At 36.5% G+C, this 18,675-nt stretch carries 15 protein-coding genes; 13 read left to right on the top strand and 2 right to left on the bottom strand.

The window, feature by feature from the left end:
- The first annotated feature begins 45 nt into the window (after positions 1-45).
- The 4 genes from ACTQ5K_RS00300 (at position 46) to ACTQ5K_RS00315 (ending at position 5,082) form a co-directional block, all read left to right on the top strand.
- Positions 46-1,521: an NCS1 family transporter gene (locus ACTQ5K_RS00300; RefSeq protein ID WP_031540419.1), complete on the top strand. Its 1,476-nt coding sequence runs from the start codon at positions 46-48 to the stop codon at positions 1,519-1,521.
- A gap of 137 nt (positions 1,522-1,658) precedes the next feature.
- Positions 1,659-1,901: a hypothetical protein gene (locus ACTQ5K_RS00305; protein WP_109767401.1), complete on the top strand. Its 243-nt coding sequence runs from the start codon at positions 1,659-1,661 to the stop codon at positions 1,899-1,901.
- 19 nt (positions 1,902-1,920) lie between these two features.
- Positions 1,921-3,153 (top strand): Zn-dependent hydrolase, encoded by a 1,233-nt coding sequence (locus ACTQ5K_RS00310; protein ID WP_441993151.1) that lies wholly within the window; start codon positions 1,921-1,923, stop codon positions 3,151-3,153.
- Between the two features lie 447 nt (positions 3,154-3,600).
- Complete coding sequence (locus ACTQ5K_RS00315) at positions 3,601-5,082, top strand: glycosyltransferase family 2 protein (RefSeq protein ID WP_235250683.1); 1,482 nt, start codon at positions 3,601-3,603, stop codon at positions 5,080-5,082.
- 147 nt (positions 5,083-5,229) lie between these two features.
- Here ACTQ5K_RS00315 and ACTQ5K_RS00320 read toward each other — a convergent pair whose 3' ends face one another.
- Positions 5,230-5,940 carry a Crp/Fnr family transcriptional regulator gene (locus tag ACTQ5K_RS00320; RefSeq protein ID WP_441993153.1) on the bottom strand — a complete coding sequence of 237 codons (711 nt, stop codon included), beginning with the start codon at positions 5,938-5,940 and terminating at the stop codon, positions 5,230-5,232.
- Positions 5,941-6,093: 153 nt separating this feature from the next.
- Between ACTQ5K_RS00320 and ric the strand changes: the two genes are divergently transcribed.
- Both ric and ACTQ5K_RS00330 read left to right on the top strand, forming a co-directional pair.
- Positions 6,094-6,783, top strand: a complete 690-nt coding sequence (gene ric, locus ACTQ5K_RS00325; RefSeq protein WP_109767403.1) for an iron-sulfur cluster repair di-iron protein — start codon at positions 6,094-6,096, stop codon at positions 6,781-6,783.
- 133 nt (positions 6,784-6,916) lie between these two features.
- A complete protein-coding gene (locus tag ACTQ5K_RS00330) occupies positions 6,917-7,780 on the top strand; it encodes an NAD(P)-dependent oxidoreductase (RefSeq protein ID WP_109767404.1) in 864 nt (287 codons plus the stop codon).
- Between the two features lie 31 nt (positions 7,781-7,811).
- Here ACTQ5K_RS00330 and ACTQ5K_RS00335 read toward each other — a convergent pair whose 3' ends face one another.
- Entirely contained in the window at positions 7,812-8,900 is a 1,089-nt protein-coding gene (locus ACTQ5K_RS00335; protein WP_031540412.1) for an iron-containing alcohol dehydrogenase family protein, read from the bottom strand.
- A 175-nt stretch (positions 8,901-9,075) separates the two neighbouring features.
- Here ACTQ5K_RS00335 and ACTQ5K_RS00340 point away from each other — a divergent pair, with 175 nt between their 5' ends.
- From ACTQ5K_RS00340 to ACTQ5K_RS00370, 7 genes are all read left to right on the top strand, one after another.
- The gene (locus tag ACTQ5K_RS00340; RefSeq protein WP_031540410.1) at positions 9,076-9,660 is read left to right on the top strand and encodes an AAA family ATPase; all 585 of its coding nucleotides are present in this window, start codon (positions 9,076-9,078) and stop codon (positions 9,658-9,660) included.
- Between the two features lie 48 nt (positions 9,661-9,708).
- Positions 9,709-10,521 carry a MurR/RpiR family transcriptional regulator gene (locus tag ACTQ5K_RS00345; RefSeq protein WP_441993156.1) on the top strand — a complete coding sequence of 271 codons (813 nt, stop codon included), beginning with the start codon at positions 9,709-9,711 and terminating at the stop codon, positions 10,519-10,521.
- Positions 10,522-10,628: 107 nt separating this feature from the next.
- A complete protein-coding gene (locus ACTQ5K_RS00350) occupies positions 10,629-11,624 on the top strand; it encodes an NADPH:quinone oxidoreductase family protein (protein WP_441993281.1) in 996 nt (331 codons plus the stop codon).
- A gap of 57 nt (positions 11,625-11,681) precedes the next feature.
- Positions 11,682-12,590, top strand: a complete 909-nt coding sequence (locus ACTQ5K_RS00355) for a nuclease-related domain-containing protein (protein ID WP_031540407.1) — start codon at positions 11,682-11,684, stop codon at positions 12,588-12,590.
- A 1,457-nt stretch (positions 12,591-14,047) separates the two neighbouring features.
- Positions 14,048-14,488, top strand: a complete 441-nt coding sequence (locus ACTQ5K_RS00360) for a VanZ family protein (protein WP_235250474.1) — start codon at positions 14,048-14,050, stop codon at positions 14,486-14,488.
- Between the two features lie 252 nt (positions 14,489-14,740).
- On the top strand, positions 14,741-16,981 hold the full coding sequence (locus tag ACTQ5K_RS00365; RefSeq protein WP_349205348.1) for a GAP1-N2 domain-containing protein: 2,241 nt from the start codon (positions 14,741-14,743) through the stop codon (positions 16,979-16,981).
- 152 nt (positions 16,982-17,133) lie between these two features.
- Positions 17,134-18,567: an NAD-dependent succinate-semialdehyde dehydrogenase gene (locus ACTQ5K_RS00370; protein ID WP_441993159.1), complete on the top strand. Its 1,434-nt coding sequence runs from the start codon at positions 17,134-17,136 to the stop codon at positions 18,565-18,567.
- Positions 18,568-18,675: the final 108 nt, after the last annotated feature.

Consider the following 18,675-nt stretch of genomic DNA (forward strand, 5'->3'; position numbering starts at 1 on the left):
TTTGAATTCTTAATATTCTGAATAAATAAAAGGAAGGTGTTTTATATGTCCCAAAAAAGTAATTATTTAAAATCTCCTGATTTATTGCCGATTAGTCACGAAAAACGAAGTATTGGACCATTTGGTTTTGCGGTTATTTGGGTAGGGATGGCAATTGTACTGGCGGCATTTGCCATTGGCGGGGGAGGGATTATAAACCTTCCTTTAGGTATGGTTATCTTAGCAACAATCATCGGTTCAGTAGCTATAGGAATTCTTATGACGATTATTGGCGATATAGGGGTGGAGCATGGCCTATCGTTTCCTGTTTATATGAGGGCTCCATTTGGAACGATTGGGACACATATTCCTTCTATTGTAAGGGGGGTTACTGCCGCTTGCTGGTTTGGAATTAACACGTATTTTGGATCGACTGCCATTAATGCCATATTAAATTTATTATTTGGCTTTGACAATTGGCTAGTATGCTTTTTTCTCTTTGCTGCATTGCAATTATTAAATACTTCATTAGGGATTAAATCAATTGAACGATTTGCTGATTTGGCGGCACCTATTATTATCCTCATCTCATGCTGGATGTATGTCTCTTTATCTGATAAAGCCATTGCAGATGGAAAGGATGTGTGGACTTGGGTGGAAAGCCCTGTAACAGGGGGAGCTGCTTTTACAGCATTTATGGTCATTGTCATGAGCAATATGGGATTTTGGGCAACATTAGCTGCCGATATGCCTTCTCTCTCTCGTTTTTTTAAAGCACCAAAAGAAGAAAGAAATTGGTTTAAAAGAAATAAAACACAGCTACTAGGAAGCATTGTTGTAATGCCGATTGTGAATACATTTATGATTATCATTGGTGCAGTATCCTATATGGCTGTTTCTAACGCAGATCCTGTCGTTGCTTTGCAAGAAGCTGCAAGTGGTTTCGCATTAGGAATCTTATTATTAATGATTGTTCTTGCACAGTGGTCTACAAATACATCTGCTAACGTTATACCAGCAGCCACTATTTTTTCAAATGTAGGTGGACCAAAGATGCCTTTTTGGGTAGGCGTGGTGATTGCAGGAATTATTGGTGTCATTGCACAGCCATGGAGTTTATTTGAAGTATTAAATAGTGCCCTGCTTGTTATCGGCGGAATTTTAACATCCATTGTAGGAATCTTGTTTGCAGATTACTATCTTTTAAGAAAAAGAAGGGTAAATGTCATCGATTTATATGAACCAGATGGACAATTTCGATATATGAAAGGAATAAATCTTGCTGGATTCATCGCTTGGATTGTTGGTGGAGTGCTGGCAAATCTTCTTTCTTCTTATTCTTCCATCGTTGGTTTTGTTGTAGGATCAGGGCTTTATTATGTATTGGCAAAATATTGGTGGTTTAAAAAATATCCACAAGCAGAAATAGAGGATCCTTGTGATGAAAAATATTTAGGTATCACGGTAAGTCATGACTGGTATATTGATGGAGCAGAAGAGGAAGCTACAGAAATAGAGGATGCAATGGTGGAAAGAGTTTAGTTACTAGAATGTAATTGGAAATATTTAAACAGCGACAGTAAGTGAATGGGAAGCTCCCCTGCTTGAAGTAGATTTATCTTGAATAAATAATCATGTTGAATCCCGTGAAGAAAGACTTTTTAAAAAGGAGGAGTTAGATGTCCGATTATCAGAAATTCTTACATGAGCGTGACCAAATAGATTATTTAATTTCGGACGGCTATCGAATAAAAAGTATATTAGAAGATTTAAATGGTGCGATGGTTCAACTAGAAAAACAGGATAGAATTAATCGACTAGTAGAACAGCAAACACTACGAATCCATACGGCTAACGGAAGAAAATACTTTTCTGTGCTTTTACTAGAGCAATTAAAAATGCATCACGCTTCAAAAAGTTAAAAAAGGGAGTGAATCAAGGATGGAGGGCCAAAAAGTATTAATAAATGGTGATCGCTTAAAAGCTTCATTAGAAAAATTTGCAGACTTTGGTAGGACAGAAAATAATGGCGTTACGAGACTTGCCTTGTCAAAAGAAGATGAGGAGGCTAGAAATTATTTTCGCAGCTGCTGTGAAGAACTGGGGATGATCGTAAGTATTGATGATATGGGAAATATGTATGCCCTTTTGGAGGGGGAAGCAGAGCATCCACCAATTGTAATGGGATCTCATTTGGATTCTGTGAAAAAAGGGGGCCGATTTGATGGAGTATTTGGTGTTGCAGCAGGACTTGAGGTCATTACAACGATTGTAGACAATAGCATTAAACCAAGGATTCCGTTAATGCTTGTTAATTTCACAAATGAAGAAGGAGCAAGGTTCGAACCTTCCATGATGGCTTCAGGTGTTATAACAGGAAAATTTGAAAAAGAAATAATGATGAGAAAAAAAGATGAAAATGGCATTACTTTTGAACAGGCATTAAAAGCAATCGGCTATGATGGGGATAAGAAAAACCGATTAACAAAGGCCACAGCATTACTAGAAATGCATATTGAGCAAGGACCAGTTCTTGAAGCAGAGAATCTAACAATTGGCGTTGTTGAATGTGTTGTTGGAATGGTGTGTTATGAAATAACAGTAAGTGGCGAATCGAATCATGCTGGAACGACGCCAATGTCAATGAGAAAAGATGCGCTTTTTGCTGCTAATGATATAATAGCGGAAATAAGAAAGCAGCTTGGAAAATTAGATAGTGAATTAGTTTTTACGATAGGCAGAATGAATACATATCCTAATATTCATACTGTTATTCCCAATAAGGTGATTTTTACAGTAGAGGCTCGGCATAAGGATCCACTTATTATGAAACAAGTGGAAAGTGTTTTGCAAGATTTAGATACTTCTGTTGAACTAGAAGATTGTAGCTTGACGGCCATAAAACTATGGGATAGAAATACCGTCTGGTTTGATGAAAGGATTTTGGAACAAATAGAAGAGTCCGTAAAAACTTTAGGCTACTCCTATAAGACAATGGCAAGTGGCGCGGGACATGATGCTCAATTTATGGCAAGTGTGGTACCTACAGCGATGATTTTTGTACCAAGTATAAAGGGGAAAAGTCACTGTGAGGAAGAACTAACGCCATGGGAGGATTGTGAGAAGGGTGTAAATGTTTTATTAGAAACTGTCTTAAGTTTAGGAAAACAATAGTAAGAGTAAATAGAACGGTAGCGAAATAGTCGAATGATGGTTGGAGGCTGGTCAAAACAATGGCTAGCCTTTTATTTTGACATAAAGGGGACAGCAAAAATGAAAGGGTTCCAATAATAGCTACAGGTGTTCATTATTTTGAAGTGTTTTTCCTGTCATCCAGAAATGATGTTGTTCTATAAAAGGAACGAAAAAAGAAAAAGTAAAAGGATGTGATTGACTTTTAGGCAATTATAATGATAAAATGTTCTTAAATAAGAACGAATGGTGGAGATGAATCCAAAAGTTATTATTTTTTTTGTTCACTTGTTCTTTTTAAAGAACGATTTGTTTTTTAGTAAGACAACTTGATGAAGTCTAACATAGCATTATGAAGAAAAATGAAAGTTGGTGGATTCATTGTCATTAGTAGTAGAAGAGGAAAAAGGTAGTATATCGTTTTTTAGCATGCCTGGTATAAAAAAATCCTATATGAAACCTAGAATTGTAGCACTAATTCCTGCTCACAACGAAGAAAAATCCATTAGAGATTGTTTAGCCGGAATTAATGATCAATTGCTACCAAAAGGCGTAGAGTTAGATGTTTATGTCATCGCAGATAACTGTACAGATCGCACGGAAGAAAAGGCAATAAAGGCAGGCGAAGAATTCGGCTTAAATCTAAAAGTGATTATTACGGAAGGAAATAAACTTCGGAAGGTTGGCGCTTTAAATAGCGGATGGAAATTATTGTATGGGGATATTATGGATTTCTATAATATTCAATTAACCGAATCGCAAGAATTATATAAACAAAGTATTAAAGCGATTCTTGGGATGGATGCAGATAGTCGTTTAGCCCCTAACTGTTTAAAATATCTATGGGAAGGGTTGATGAGTGGCCGCAACATTGGTGGAGTTATGGCTAAATATACAATGCGTATGCCGAAAAAGAAGAGCTTATTAAGCAAACATGATGTCTATTATGAAGAAAAGATAGCTAGCGGTGAGTACGGTGGTCCCATTAGTAGATGGTGGACACATCAGCAAAAACAAGATATGGCAAGCTGGCTATTAGATCTTCAGTATCATGGTGGCAGCACATATGTACTTGGAGGTCAAGCAACCTTATTTCGACCAGAAGCATTGCAAGAAGTAGTAAACCATAATAAATTAGATGGCCCATGGCAGAATGATAGTGATGTAGAAGATATGCTACTTACTTGGCAATTGCAAAAATCGGGATGGAAGACGCTTATTAGTCCAAAGGGCCGCTGCTTTGTAGATGCAATGCGCTCGTACCATACTTTTAGGGAACAACGAAATAAGTGGAATTCCGGAACGGTTGAATTGCTTACAAATAAAGATTTAAGTATTCAGACGCGACACAAGGGGAAAATTTGGCGAAACCAACTAAAGTCATTTTCGGATTTAGTAATACGTGTCCTCTTTGTCATTTTATTAAGTGTTGCATTAGCGACAGATCAATTTTATTGGTCCTGGATATGGTTAACACCAATAGTACTGGCATCTATTCTTAATACGGTTCTTGCTATCAAAACACCGATGCATCGGACAATAGATGTCATTTTTGCGGCACTATTGATTGCTCCCGAAGTTTATTTATGGGTGAATTTAATGACTTTTAGTCAGGTGTGGCTGCAAAAGCTATCTGCTAATAAGAAAGACGGATGGGCAAATCAATATGCTGCCGAGTCAGGAAAAACGCGAAGCAAATTAGCCCAAGGAATCTTGCTTGGAACAATAACTATTTTAATTATCGGCTATATATGTTTTTCTTATCGTGATTTTCTAACAAGTGAGGCTGTTCAACAAGCAATTAATCCATATTTGATGGGTGGTTGGATAACATTAACATACTTGACTATTTTAAAATCTTTCATGATGGCTTATCAAATTTGGACATTGCGCGGAAGACATACAGCTTAAGATTTAATGGAGAAACGTTTAGATAGATTATCTAAGCGTTTTTTTTTGCTTATATGGAGAGGTAAATTCCTATTTTAGACTCCGCAAAATGGTAATAAAACCACATCTAAATAACAGGAAAAAAGAGTGACCACGAAAAATGATTGGTTAAAAATCGAGGAGGGAATCACCCGTCGTTTGCAGCTTTCCTTTATTTTTAATAAGGATTTGTTTATTTCCGATCAACGTAAGAATTCCTTTATCCGCAAACTTTGCAAGTTTTCGACTAATTGTTTCTCTTGTTAAACCTACGTAACTAGAAATCTCTTCTCTTGTAATGGGAAGATTAATCAGAATAGCATTTTGTTTCTCTGTCCCAAAAATTTCACAAAACTCTAGAAGCATATTTGCAATTCTAACTTCAGGGTCTTTTGTCGCTAATGTTCTCGCTAAGTCCTCTGTATGGGCTAAGCGCTTTGTGATTGTTTTTAGAAATTTGAAAGAGATGTCAGGATTATTTGCCATAATTTGATCAAAATCTTGTTTCTTTAAAAGGCATATCTTTGTATCTTCTACTGCATAGCCGCTCAAGTTCATAACCGTATTGTCATGAAAGAGATTTTGTTCTCCAAAGAAATCACCAACTGTTAATAAATGGACAATTTGTTCTTTCCCCTGAACAGTTAATTTAGATAATTTTATTTTTCCACTATGAATAATATAGAGGGAAGTTGATTTTTCCCCTTCCTCTATAATTCTTTCGCCTTTTTTAAAGACTTTATGATGGACAACGTCAGTTATTTTTTGAATTTCTAGTTCGGATAAAGAATGGAAAATTGGCACACGTTTAGGACAAGGCTCATTCGCATATGGTTGCATATAAACACCTCAGTAGAGTTTGTGTATTTTTTCACAATTAATAATGTGAATATCTGAATAAATTATAACAAGGATTGATATGTGATTTCAATCCTATTTTGCTTTGCTTTTTTCTCCTATACTGAAGCTATTCTAAAAAAGGAGAGTGTCAAAATGAATACCATTTTTACAGAGGATACAAAAACAGGTGATATTATTATTAAGTTTCCAGCTGCGAGTAAGCTATTTAAAGAATATAAAATTGACTTTTGCTGTGGAGGGAACCGTCCAATTGGCGAAGTTATTAATTCCTTACAGCTTGAAGAGAAGGATTTAATAAAAGTGCTCAATATTATGTACGAGCAAATGCAAGCAACAGAAGAAGTGGATTGGATGAATATACCGTTAACAGATTTAGTAAACCATATCATTCGCCATTATCATGCACAAACAAGGGATTTACTAGAAGAGTTATCTGCATTTGTGAGTAAAGTATACCGTGTGCATGGAGAAAGAGACACCCATTTGAAAGAAGTATATACCCAATTTTTCTTATTAAAAGATGAATTAGAGCAGCATTTGCTTGGAGAAGAGCAACGAATTTTTCCAAAGATAATGGAATATGATTTAAATAAATCACTTGATATTCTTGAAGAAGCAAGAGCAGAAATTAGTATATTAGAAGAGGAGCATGAAGGGGCAGGAGATATACTGAAAAAAATCCGTCAAGCTACAGAAGATTATTCCATTCCTGTGAATGCATGCAATACCTACAGATTAACCTATTTAAAATTGGAAGAATTAGAAAGCCTAACATTTGATCATATTCATTTAGAGAATAATGTATTGTTTAGAAGGTTATAAAAATCTAAGAAAATATGAGGAGAACCCTCTTTCATTATATTTTTAACCTAGCGCCTCTCCTTTCCATACGTATTTTTATATACGATATGGTAAAATGTGTATGAATAGGAGAACGAAAGGACGGGATGTTTGCGTGAAAATTGGTTGGATTGGATTAGGAAATATGGGAATTCCAATGGCTTTAAATTTAGTAAAGGCTGGATATGAATTAACATTTTATAATCGTACACCAGATAAGGGAGAGGAACTGGCTGAACTAGGTGCTAAACAGGCGACTTCTTTAACAGAATTAGTTAATCAAAGTGATGTCATTTTTACGATGGTATCTGACGATAATGCGGTGAAAAGCATTTATATTGAAAACGGGATTTTATCGCAAGCAGAAGCAGGCAAAGTATTTATTGATGTGAGTACTGTTTCCCCGCAAACATCTCAATTCATATACAACACTGCTTTAGAAAATGGTGTGAAATATCTTGATGCTCCTGTATCAGGAAGTGTTCAGCCAGCAAAGGATGGGAAACTACTAGTTCTGGTCGGCGGAGAGGAAGAAGTGTATGAACAGGTAAAATCGATATTTGAACCGATGAGTAAACTATCTATTTATCTCGGAAATTCTGGAGCTGGCAGTAATGCTAAATTAGCGATCAATCTTTTATTGGGGATTACTGTACAGGGAATTGCTGAATCTGTTCTTTTTGCAGAAAAACAAGGTATTAAGCAGGAGGACATGTTAACCATTATTAATGAGAGTGCGGTCGGAACCGCTATCTCGAAAATGAAAACACCGTCCATATTAAAGAATGAATTTCCTGCTGCATTTGCGCTAAAGCATATGGCAAAAGATTTGCGCTTAGCAAGTGAAACAATGGAATTACAGGCAGTTGGTGCATCTGCCAATAAAACCTACCAGCGTGCACTTGAAAAGGGACTAGGAGAATTAGATGTAATGGCTGTTTTAAAAGAGCTAAAAGGAGATGGATCAACATCGCTTTAATGCGATGTTAGATTCATCTCCTTTACAATTTTTACACTTGTTTCATAGCAGTGAGATTTTCAAGTACATTTATTGCTGCTATAACTTCATCCACCGTATATGAACCCATTAGCTGAAGAGATTCTTTTGGATTAACAGCATGTGCAGCAATTTTATGCAAGGCTTCTGGTTGATTGTCGACAATATTTAACTCGGCTAAATTGGTAGGGAATCCAAGCTTTTGATAATACGATAATAATGCTTCGATTTCGTCTAGGCGATTTTCTAAAGCAAGCTGAACTAAAATGCCAAATGCTACCTTTTGTCCATGAAGGATTGTATGTGTTTCTTCAATAAAGCTTAGTCCGTTGTGGACGGCATGCGCTCCAGACATTCTGCCATATCTTCCTCCAAATCCACCTACTGTTCCTGCTAAAGTGATGACTGCTTCAATCGTTTTAGTAAAGCTTGGTGTAACATTACCTGCTTCACTGTTTTGAACAGCTTCAATACTTTCTTTTAGCAAAATATCGCGGATAAATACAGACTGGCTTAAAGCAGCTTGGACAAATAAAGATTGTGATCTTTCATCGTTCGCATTGCGAATAATAGCTTCTGCTTCATACCACTTTGTTAATGTATCACCAATACCACTTTTTAAATAATCAATTGGTGCATGTATTAAAAAGGAAGGATCGATTAATGTTAAATAACTAGAACGACGATGATAAGCAACTCGTTCAAACACTCCTTCGGGCGAATAAATGACACTTAATGGAGTACTAGCAGCACAGGTTCCTGCAACGGTTGGAATTAATACCACTTCGATATTTAGTTGATTTGCAATAGCTTTAGCCGTATCTAAAACAAGACCACCACCAATGCCGACAATTACATCTGTACCTGTACACGTTTGAGAGATTTGATCTACTGCTTGTTGAGAACTATAGCCTGTATGCTGAATAACTTGCCAATCAATAGGAATAGAATCAACATATTGTGAAAATGCTTGAAAAGACTTATAGCCTGTTATAATAGTAGGAGATTGAAAAGGAGACAGAAAACTACTTAATTCCTTTAGAATTCCTTCTTTACAAATGTATTGATTAGGACCACTTCTAACGATATCCTCTGGTTGAATTTGCATGTTTTTTCCTCCTTACAATAATCCAATAGTAATAAATTCTATTATTCTAAAAATTATACAACTTTTGAGAACCGAAAAGTAGATATTCTTATAAATTTCATAAAGAAAGAAGAGTGCTTGAGAAATTTGCTATAGTAAAGAGAAGAATCTTTCTGTTTGGGGGAGTCCTATGATTATTTGGATTAATGGAACATTTGGTTCAGGAAAAACGACAACAGCCTATGAGTTAGAAAAAAGAGTAGAAAAAGCATTTGTTTTTGATCCAGAAAGCTTTGGATATGTATTGATGAAAAATATCCCTAAGTCCTTACAAAAGGAAGACTTTCAAGATTTTCCTATTTGGAGAGAAACAAACTATTCCTTATTAAAGCAAATCGCCATAAATTATGAAGGGATCATTATTGTACCGATGACAATCACAAATGAAGAATACTTTCACGAAATTCTCTCTCGATTACGGAAGGATCAAATACGTGTTAAGCATGTTACACTTATGGCATCGAAAGCTACCATTAAAAAAAGGTTACGGAGCAGATTAGAAGGAGAAAATTCTTGGGCATACAAACAAGCAGCAGTTAGATTACAGCAGCTACAAAGACCATTATTTAAAGAACATGTAGAGACAGATGATTTAACTGTAGAGGAAGTCTTAGAGAAAATTGCACAAGTTACAGGTTTAAAACTGAAAGAAGAGAAAAGAAGTCTACTTAGAAAAAGAATGGATCGATTCTTGATTAAGCTAAAAAGAGATTAGCTTATTTAAGTAAAGGTAAATAAATTAAATGAATAATGGTGGTATAAATTGAAAGATATTATTTTTCGTTTATTAGATTTTATTAATAATTACAAAACAAAAGATACAAATTATTTCATTGCATTAGCTCTATTAAAAGATGTGCATCATATTGCTAGTATGAATATCAGCATTTTGGCAGAATCCTGCTATACCTCGCCAGCCGCAATTACGAGATTCTGCAAGAAAATTGGCTATGCCTCTTTTCAAGAATTTAAAGATATAGCAAAAAATGATAGGCTAGAAAATCCAGTGGATGAATATATTGATTATGGATTACAAGGGAATGAAGTTGGCGCAGAACTTCAAAAACAGTTTTATCAAAAAATGGTAGAGTGGCTTGACACAATGGAAAAAGGGATGGATGTGGCGAATGTGAGGAAGATTTTAGACGTTATTCATCGTTCTAAGAAGGTTTCTTTTTTGGGAACCCAGTTATCACAAGCAATGGCCCAAGACTTCCAATATCGTTTAGTAAAGTATGGGAAGTTTATTCATGCCTTTTCAGATATACAAGAGCAAATGGAGGATGTAGCAGAATTAGACGAACATTCTGTTGCAATAATCACAAGTCCTTCTGGAAGGTTTATAGAAGGAAATAGGGAGTTGATCCAATCTATCCAAAGGAGTAAAGCAAAAATAATAATCATTACTCATAATGAAAAGGTTCCATTTATTGACACAGCTGATATAGTATATCGACTCCATGGAAAAACATATGATCGAACTGGTTTCTCCTCTGAACGATTTGGTCTTATGTACTTTTTTGATTTTGCCATTGGATTTTATCAAAAGCTTTATCCGGTTAAGCGTACAAAATAATTTGGTGTAATGGGAGAATTGTGCGTTATTACTGTGGAAATAGGGTAATTTCTTTGCTTTGACCTGCAATTTTTAAATTGGTACTATGAGTACGAGGTGACATAATGATGGAAAAAAATTTTCAAGCAGTCGTAGTTGATAATAAAGATGGTAATTTTTCAGTAGAAACAAAGCAAGTTTTTTTAGAAGATTTATCTTCTGGTGAAGTAGTTATCAAGGTTCATTATTCTGGAGTGAATTATAAAGATGGACTTGCTAGTACACCTGATGGGAAAATTGTCCGCTCCTATCCCCATATTCCAGGAATTGATTTGGCAGGTACTGTCGTTTCCTCAGAAGATAGCCGTTTTAAAGAAGGAGATCAAGTCATTGCGACTAGCTATGAAATTGGTGTATCTCATTCTGGTGGTTATAGTGAATATGCTCGTATTCCAGCTGATTGGATCGTACCACTGCCAACAGGATTAAGCCTGAAAGAAGCGATGATTGTCGGAACAGCAGGATTCACGGCAGCTCTTTCTGTGCAACGGTTATTGGATAATGGGATGAACCCAGAAAATGGACCTGTATTGGTTACAGGTGCAACTGGTGGTGTAGGTAGCTTCGGTGTTGCCATGCTTTCTAAATTAGGCTTTAACGTTGTTGCAAGTTCAGGAAAGAAAGAGGCAGAAGACTATTTAACAAGCATCGGAGCATCAAGTGTCATCGGAAGAGAAGACGTGTATAACGGCAAGATAAAAGCAATGGACAAGCAGTTATGGGCTGGAGCAGTTGATCCTGTCGGTGGAGAATCATTGGCAGCTATTCTTAGTAAAATAACCTACGGGGGATCAGTTGCAGTAAGTGGTTTAACAGGTGGAGGAGCTGTGCCGACAAGTGTATTTCCATTTATCCTGCGAGGAGTAAATCTCCTTGGAATCGACTCCGTTTATTGTCCAATGGAGAAAAGACAAAAAATCTGGGAGCGAATCGCAACTGATTTAAAGCCAGAAGCTCTTACTTCTTTTATATACAAAGAAGTAACTTTAGAGCAACTTCCTAATGAACTGCCAACTATTTTAGAAGGCGGAATAACAGGAAGAATCATTGTTGCTGTAGTATAAAAAAAGGTGAGGCTGTTCTTACGGAATAGCCTCTAAAAAAGGATGAGTCCAATTATTATGCTTTACAAACCTCGTACAGTATCTCCAGAAATATTCGTTTTAAATTCCTTGAATAAGCGGTTGGAACTTAGTGCGAATGAAAAACAATATTTAGTTAATTTGCAAAAAGGTTTTGAAGGAGAAAAAATGTTTGATAGCTTCACGGAAAAACTTATAGAAAATGGCTATATCATCCATGATTTATTGCTCCAAACGAACAATAACATTTTTCAGATTGACTCCACAATCATCACATTAGAAGAAATTCATCTTTTTGAAATAAAGAATTACGAAGGAGATTATTACTATCAAAATGATCGCATCTATACGATGAATCATAAGGAAATCAGTAATCCATTAAATCAAATAAGAAGGAATGAAACACTATTTCAACAAATACTTCAAAAGCATGGTTTGGAGAATAAAACAATCACTTCCTCTGTTGTTTTTATAAATCCTGAGTTTACCCTATATCAAGCACCATTAACGTTACCTTTTATTTTTCCAACACAAATCCAGCGATATTTAAAAAGAATAAATCATCATTCCCAAAAGACAAACAAATCTCAGAAGCAACTAGCTGAAAAATTAACATCGTTGCATATTAATAAGTCCCCTTTTTCAAAATTACCTCCATATGAATTTAAAGAATTAAAGAAAGGGATTTTCTGCGAAGTGTGCAACTCATTCGAAGTAGCAGAAGCAGGAACGAATGTACTTTGCAAAGAATGTGGCCATGAAGAAGCATTCGAAAAGGTGGTATTACGAAATGTAGAAGAACTTAAGATACTTTTCCCAAATGAAAAAATAACAACACCCCTATTATATAATTGGTGTAGAATCATTGCTTCGAAGAAAAGGATCCGGAAAATATTAGAAAAGCATTATAAGCTAATCGGAAACAATCGTTGGAGTTATTTTGAATAATTATTGAAAGAATGATTAAGTTTATTGTTCTTGAGTGGGAAAGAAATAGAGACAGTCTGCCCCCCCTTTTTTTTAAAAAAGAGAATTGGAAGGGAATAGAGAGCGCCTCTCTGAGCCCGAAATCCAGCAAAAGAAGGTGCAAAGGTAACAGAGAAAGCGTCTCTAAGCCCGAGATCTGGAAAAAGGAGTAGCAAAGGTAAAAGAGAGCGCCTCTCTGAGCCTGAAATGCAGCAAAAGAAGGTGCAAAGGTAACAGAGAGCGCCTCTCTGAGCCCGAAATGCGGAAAAAGGAGTAGCAAAGGTAAAAGAGAGCGCCTCTCTAAGCCCGAAATCCAGCAAAAGAAGGTGCAAAGGTAACAGAGAGCGCCTCTCTAAGCCCGAAATGCAGCAAAAGAAGGTGCAAAGGTAACAGAGAAAGCGTCTCTGAGCCCGAAATGCGGAAAAAGGAGTAGCAAAGGTAACAGAGAGCGCCTCTCTAAGCCCGAAATGCAGCAAAAGAAGGTGTAAAGGTAACAGAGAGCGCCTCTCTAAGCCCGAAATGCAGCAAAAGAAGGTGCAAAGGTAACAGAGAAAGCGTTTCTGAGCCCGAAATGCGGAAAAAGGAGTAGCAAAGGTAACAGAGAGCGCCTCTCTGAGCCCGAAATGCAGCAAAAGAAGGTGCAAAGGTAACAGAGAGCGCCTCTCTAAGCCCGAAATGCGGAAAAAGGAGTAGCAAAGGTAACAGAGAAAGCGTCTCTGAGCCCGAAATGCGGAAAAAGGAGTAGCAAAGGTAACAGAGAGCGCCTCTCTAAGCCCGAAATCCAGCAAAAGAAGGTGTAAAGGTAACAGAGAGCGCCTCTCTAAGCCCGAAATGCGGAAAAAGGAGTAGCAAAGGTAACAGAGAGCGCCTCTCTAAGCCCGAAATGCGGAAAAAGGAGTAGCAAAGGTAACAGAGAAAGCGTCTCTAAGCCCGAAATGCAGCAAAAGAAGGTGTAAAGGTAACAGAGAACGCGTCTCTGAGCCCGAAATGCGGAAAAAGGAGTAGCAAAGGTAACAGAGAGCGCCTCTCTAAGCCCGAAATGCAGCAAAAGAAGGTGCAAAGGTAACAGAGAGCGCCTCTCTAAGCCCGAAATGCGGAAAAAGGAGTAGCAAAGGTAACAGAGAGCGCCTCTCTGAGCCCGAAATGCAGCAAAAGAAGGTGCAAAGGTAACAGAGAAAGCGTCTCTAAGCCCGAAATCCAGCAAAAGAAGGTGCAAGGTAACAGAAAGCGCCTCTCTAAGCCCGAAATCCGGAAAAAACAGTAACCAACGTAACAGAACCCCCATATCTAAGCCCTCACACAACCACAACCAGAATAAAACAGAAGGCAACGTAACAGAGCCCCACAATCTCCCCACAATCTCCCCACAAACAAATTATTGGAATAAAACACCAAATAAATGGATAATCTAATTAAAAAACTAAAAATGTAGGTTGTTTATGAATAGAAAACAAATAGTTATGGATGGTTTATTCCTCACTTCTTTACTAGCTATCGTTTATTTAACAATGTTTCCCAATATGTATTTAGGAACTGGCATCGCCAAAGGGGGACATAATTTTACACCCTTTTTGATGATAACGGAGATTTTCCTAGATGGTAGTGTATTTTCTGCTATTGTAAATAATATTGGAAATATCGCTATGTTTATTCCATTTGGATTACTTTACCCGTTAACCTTTCCGAAAAAAAGTTCGTTTCTCCCCGTGCTATTAGCGGGAGCAGGGCTTTCATGCTCTATTGAAATGATTCAATGGTTTATGGAAAATAGATGGAGTGATATAGACGATTTGATTTTAAATACATTTGGGACTGTATTGGGATACGGAATATATCAAGGAATTAGGAGAATGAAGAAAAGAATTTCTATATTTCTTTGAAAAGTCTTGCAAAGTTGGTTTTTAAAAAAACGGCATGCCTGTATAATACAGGTATTAGCTGTTTTTTTATTTATCCATATTCATGGAATAATTACTCTCCTCATTAGGAGAAACAAATGTTTTTTTAGGAAAACGGACCATTAGAAGCGATAAGTATGCTGCTTTTTATTTACTATTAATGTAGCGTTTTTATATATGTTTTTGATAAATTTGCAGTAAATTCCTATTAAAGAGAAGAAAGGGGAGAGGATAATGGGAAAAAGCCTGATACAGCAGCAAATAGTAACGAAGGATAGTAAAGGTTTTTTTCTTTCCAGTGAGGGTGCTGATACAATAGTCATTTCGCCAAACGTTGATGAAAGCTTCGTGAAAAAATATCTTAATCCCATTAGTACCTATCATATGCCGAGTGAATTAAAGAAAAGCGGTGATAAAGAAATAGACGCCTATCCGCCGCTATTTACCATGATTCAGCCTGAGTCAGGTGAATTCGTTATAGGAAAATCTAATTTTGCACCTGCAGAAAGCTCGAAGCAAAAGAATCGTCTTTTTGTACATAATTATATTATTCCGGCAAATAGAAAAGAAGAATGGATCCTTCAGCCTTCCCAAATTTTTCATATTGATCAATTTTATGGTTTGGAAGATATGGAAAATCTAAAGGGGGAACTAGAAGAAATCGACCATATACCTTATAAAAACGAAAATATATATGCTAAAAAGCAAGAACTGTTTCATGTTTTACAGTTGGATGAAAAGAAATATAAGGAGCTGCTGTGTGCGTGTATTACTGCAGTTGCTGAAAAGAAAAGAGTCTATATATCGTTTCAGGCTCCACCTAACATGCAACATAAATATGCCATGTGGCTATTGGAGTTACTATTTCTATATATGCCCTATGAAACAAGAAAACTGTTTGGAGCAACCACATTTCATAATGAACCGGAGATTATCGAAAATATCCATGTTATGTTTGTAGAACAAGGATCGATTCGTCTACGAAACAGAGCGGTGGAAAATCAATTTACATTTGATTTAAGTCAGCATAAAAGCAGTGGATTAACCTTTAAGGAAGAAGAACATGATTATCTCCATTTCGCTTATGAAGCACTTCAGACTGCCACGGAGCTTGACGAGTTTTTCATATACTGTGAGCGGGCCTTACAAGGATTAGATCAGCAAAAGAAACTAACTATTCAAACATATGATGATTTATTTCTGCTGTTTTATATGGAGAAGCTAGATTACTATTTTTATGAAAAGGATAAAGTAGGCACTTTACAAATGCTGTTAGCTTTTCTTCAAAAAAATCATCGAGAAAAAGTGGAATTGGTAAATATATTCACACACTTGCTTCAAAGAGAAGAAAGAATGAAGGATGCTTCCATTGTACAGGATTATTTGAGATTCGTTTTGGAAATTCAAAAGGCAGTAGAACATGTAAATGTTGTTGACTTTATAGTGAAAAGCCTTGCTTACTATGAAGGAGAAGCTATCTGTCAATCGCTATGGGGGATTTTAGAAAAATACCCAGACATTTATCAGCAAGTTTTATCTTATATGAGTGATATTTTTTCTTACGCTGAGATGATGGAAGATTACTTAAAGGATAAATTTAGCTTTCAACATTCATTAGCAGATGTATTGATTAATATAAAGAGCTTATTAAATGTTAATTCCTCTTTTGAACATAATGCAATTTTCTTAAAATTAACGAAAAATAGACTAGTGTATGAAGTCAAAAAAAGTAGTCATCCTATTTCTGTCGTTTTTGAAGTAATTACATACTTTGAACGATCCATTCCATTTCAAACATATAAACGAATGGCTCTGCCAGATGTAAAGGCACAGCTTTTGGTGCAATTACAGCTAGAAAAAGTGAATCTAGTAGATGTGAAAAATTTTGGGGAAATATTTTTACTAGATAAAGAGGAACATAGCTTTGAAATTAAAGGCTGGGAGAAGGAGAAATTTGAGGTGTTAGAGCTGCTGTATACCTACTTCTATCTTCCTATTGAACAAACACAACATGTATTTCGGATGGCGAGTACACCAATCAAGGCGAAAGCAAGTGATTTGGCACAGGAGATTATCAAAGACAATGGCCTTTTTAAACCATATGAACGTTTCCTCCTTTTGTTCCCAGGCGGAATGGAAGGGGTGGAATTTCGCCAAGTATTTTCGAATATAGCCATCTATGGATCAGAGGATGAAATGCTTGATTATATAGAATGGTCTCTAAAAAAATATGGGACAAGTCCAAGATTTAGCCATGCTTTAAAGGACTATTTAATAACAGATCGAAACTCCATATGGAAGAAAAAAGACATGAAAAAAGAATTAACAAGTATCCGGTCACAATCATTGAAGAAGTTATTAAAAGAGGTGCGTGAGCAAACGGCAAATCCAGGAGTAAGGTTTTTTCGAAAATATGGTGTACTATTAATCGTACTTGTCATTTTGGGAGTCGTTGGTTATTTTTATGTGAATTAATCGAAAAAAAGGAGTATCTTTTAAAAAAGGATGCTTCTTTTTTATAGAGTCTATTCCATTAATAGAGTAATTTTAGGAATGGAGTTTCATCAAGTGGAATTATCCAAAATGTTTGTTATGATAAAAAAAACAGACGAGAAAGGAGAATAGAAATGCAATATATTAATGGAGAATGGTGTCAGGCAACCACAGGAAAAACCTATCCAGTCTATAATCCAGCTACCGGTGAAGTTATTGAACAGATAGCAAGAGGTGGAAAGGAAGAGGGGAATTTAGCAATCGATGCAGCAAAGAATGCTTTGCCTTCATGGTCAAAGAAAACAGCTAAAGAACGCGCTTTTTATCTGAAAACAGTATCGGAAAAGTTAAGGGAGAGAATAGATCATCTCGCAACCATTATTACGACGGAAATGGGGAAACCAATAGCAGAAGCGAAGGGAGAAGTGAACTTAGCTGCTGATTATTTGGAATGGTATGCTGAAGAAGGAAAACGAATCTATGGGGATACAATTCCTTCCAGTTCTGAAACAAAGCGAATCATTGTGCTAAGACAGCCAGTTGGCGTCGTTGCTGCCATTACGCCATGGAATTTTCCAATTGCCATGCTTGCTCGAAAAATAGCGCCGGCTCTTGCTGCTGGCTGTACAGTTGTCTTAAAGCCTGCTGAATCTACGCCTTTAACAGCAATTGAGGTAATGAAGATATTTCATGAAGTAGGACTGCCAAAAGGTGTGTTAAATTTAGTCCACGGGGAAGCAGCTCCAATTGGCGAGGCGATGATGGAAAGACAAGAAGTAAGAAAAATAACCTTTACAGGATCCACTAAGGTTGGAAAAGCACTTGCAGCAAAAGCTGCAGCTACCATGAAAAAGATATCAATGGAGTTAGGGGGACATGCTCCTTTTATCATTTTTGAAGATGCCGATTTAGAAAAAGCAGCAGAAGGAGTTATTGCAAGTAAGTTTCGTAATGCTGGCCAGACGTGTATATGCACAAATCGTATTTATGTCCAGAGAACTATTGCAGAGCGTTTCTCCGAAATATTGGTAACGAAAATGGACAAATTAGTAGTTGGGAATGGTCTACAGCCAGAAGTAACAATTGGACCACTAATTAATGAAGCTGCAGTAGCTAAAACAGAGGACCATATTTCTGATTCTGTTAAAAAAGGCGCAAAAGTAGTATATGGGGGAAAGAAACCTACAGGGGAAGTCTATAAAAAAGGACATTTCTATGAACCGACCATTTTATTACATGCTACCCATGAAATGAAAATCGCAACAGAAGAAACATTCGGACCAGTCGCGCCAATTTTTGAATTTGATACAGAAGAAGAAGCATTACATCTTGCCAATGATACGTCGTATGGATTAGCGGCTTATTTTTATACAAAAGATGTATCTCGTGTCTTTAGAATGTCTGAAAAACTAGAATACGGAATAATTGGCATTAATGATCCGGTACCAACAACGGCACAAGCCCCATTTGGAGGAGTAAAGGAATCAGGAGTAGGTCGTGAAGGTGGAAGATATGGTTTAGAGGACTATTTAGACTATAAATTTCTTTCCTTAGAATTAGAGCTTTGATTTGTTTGATAGGGGGAAAATTCATTATTCAGGCTATGCCAACAAACTAGATGAAACAGCCTCTTTAAAAAAATAGAGTAAGAAATTCTGACAAAAAGGAAGAAAGTT

Origin of the sequence: Niallia sp. Sow4_A1, from assembly GCF_052116745.1 — a bacterium.
Lineage (GTDB): Bacteria > Bacillota > Bacilli > Bacillales > Cytobacillaceae > Niallia > Niallia hominis.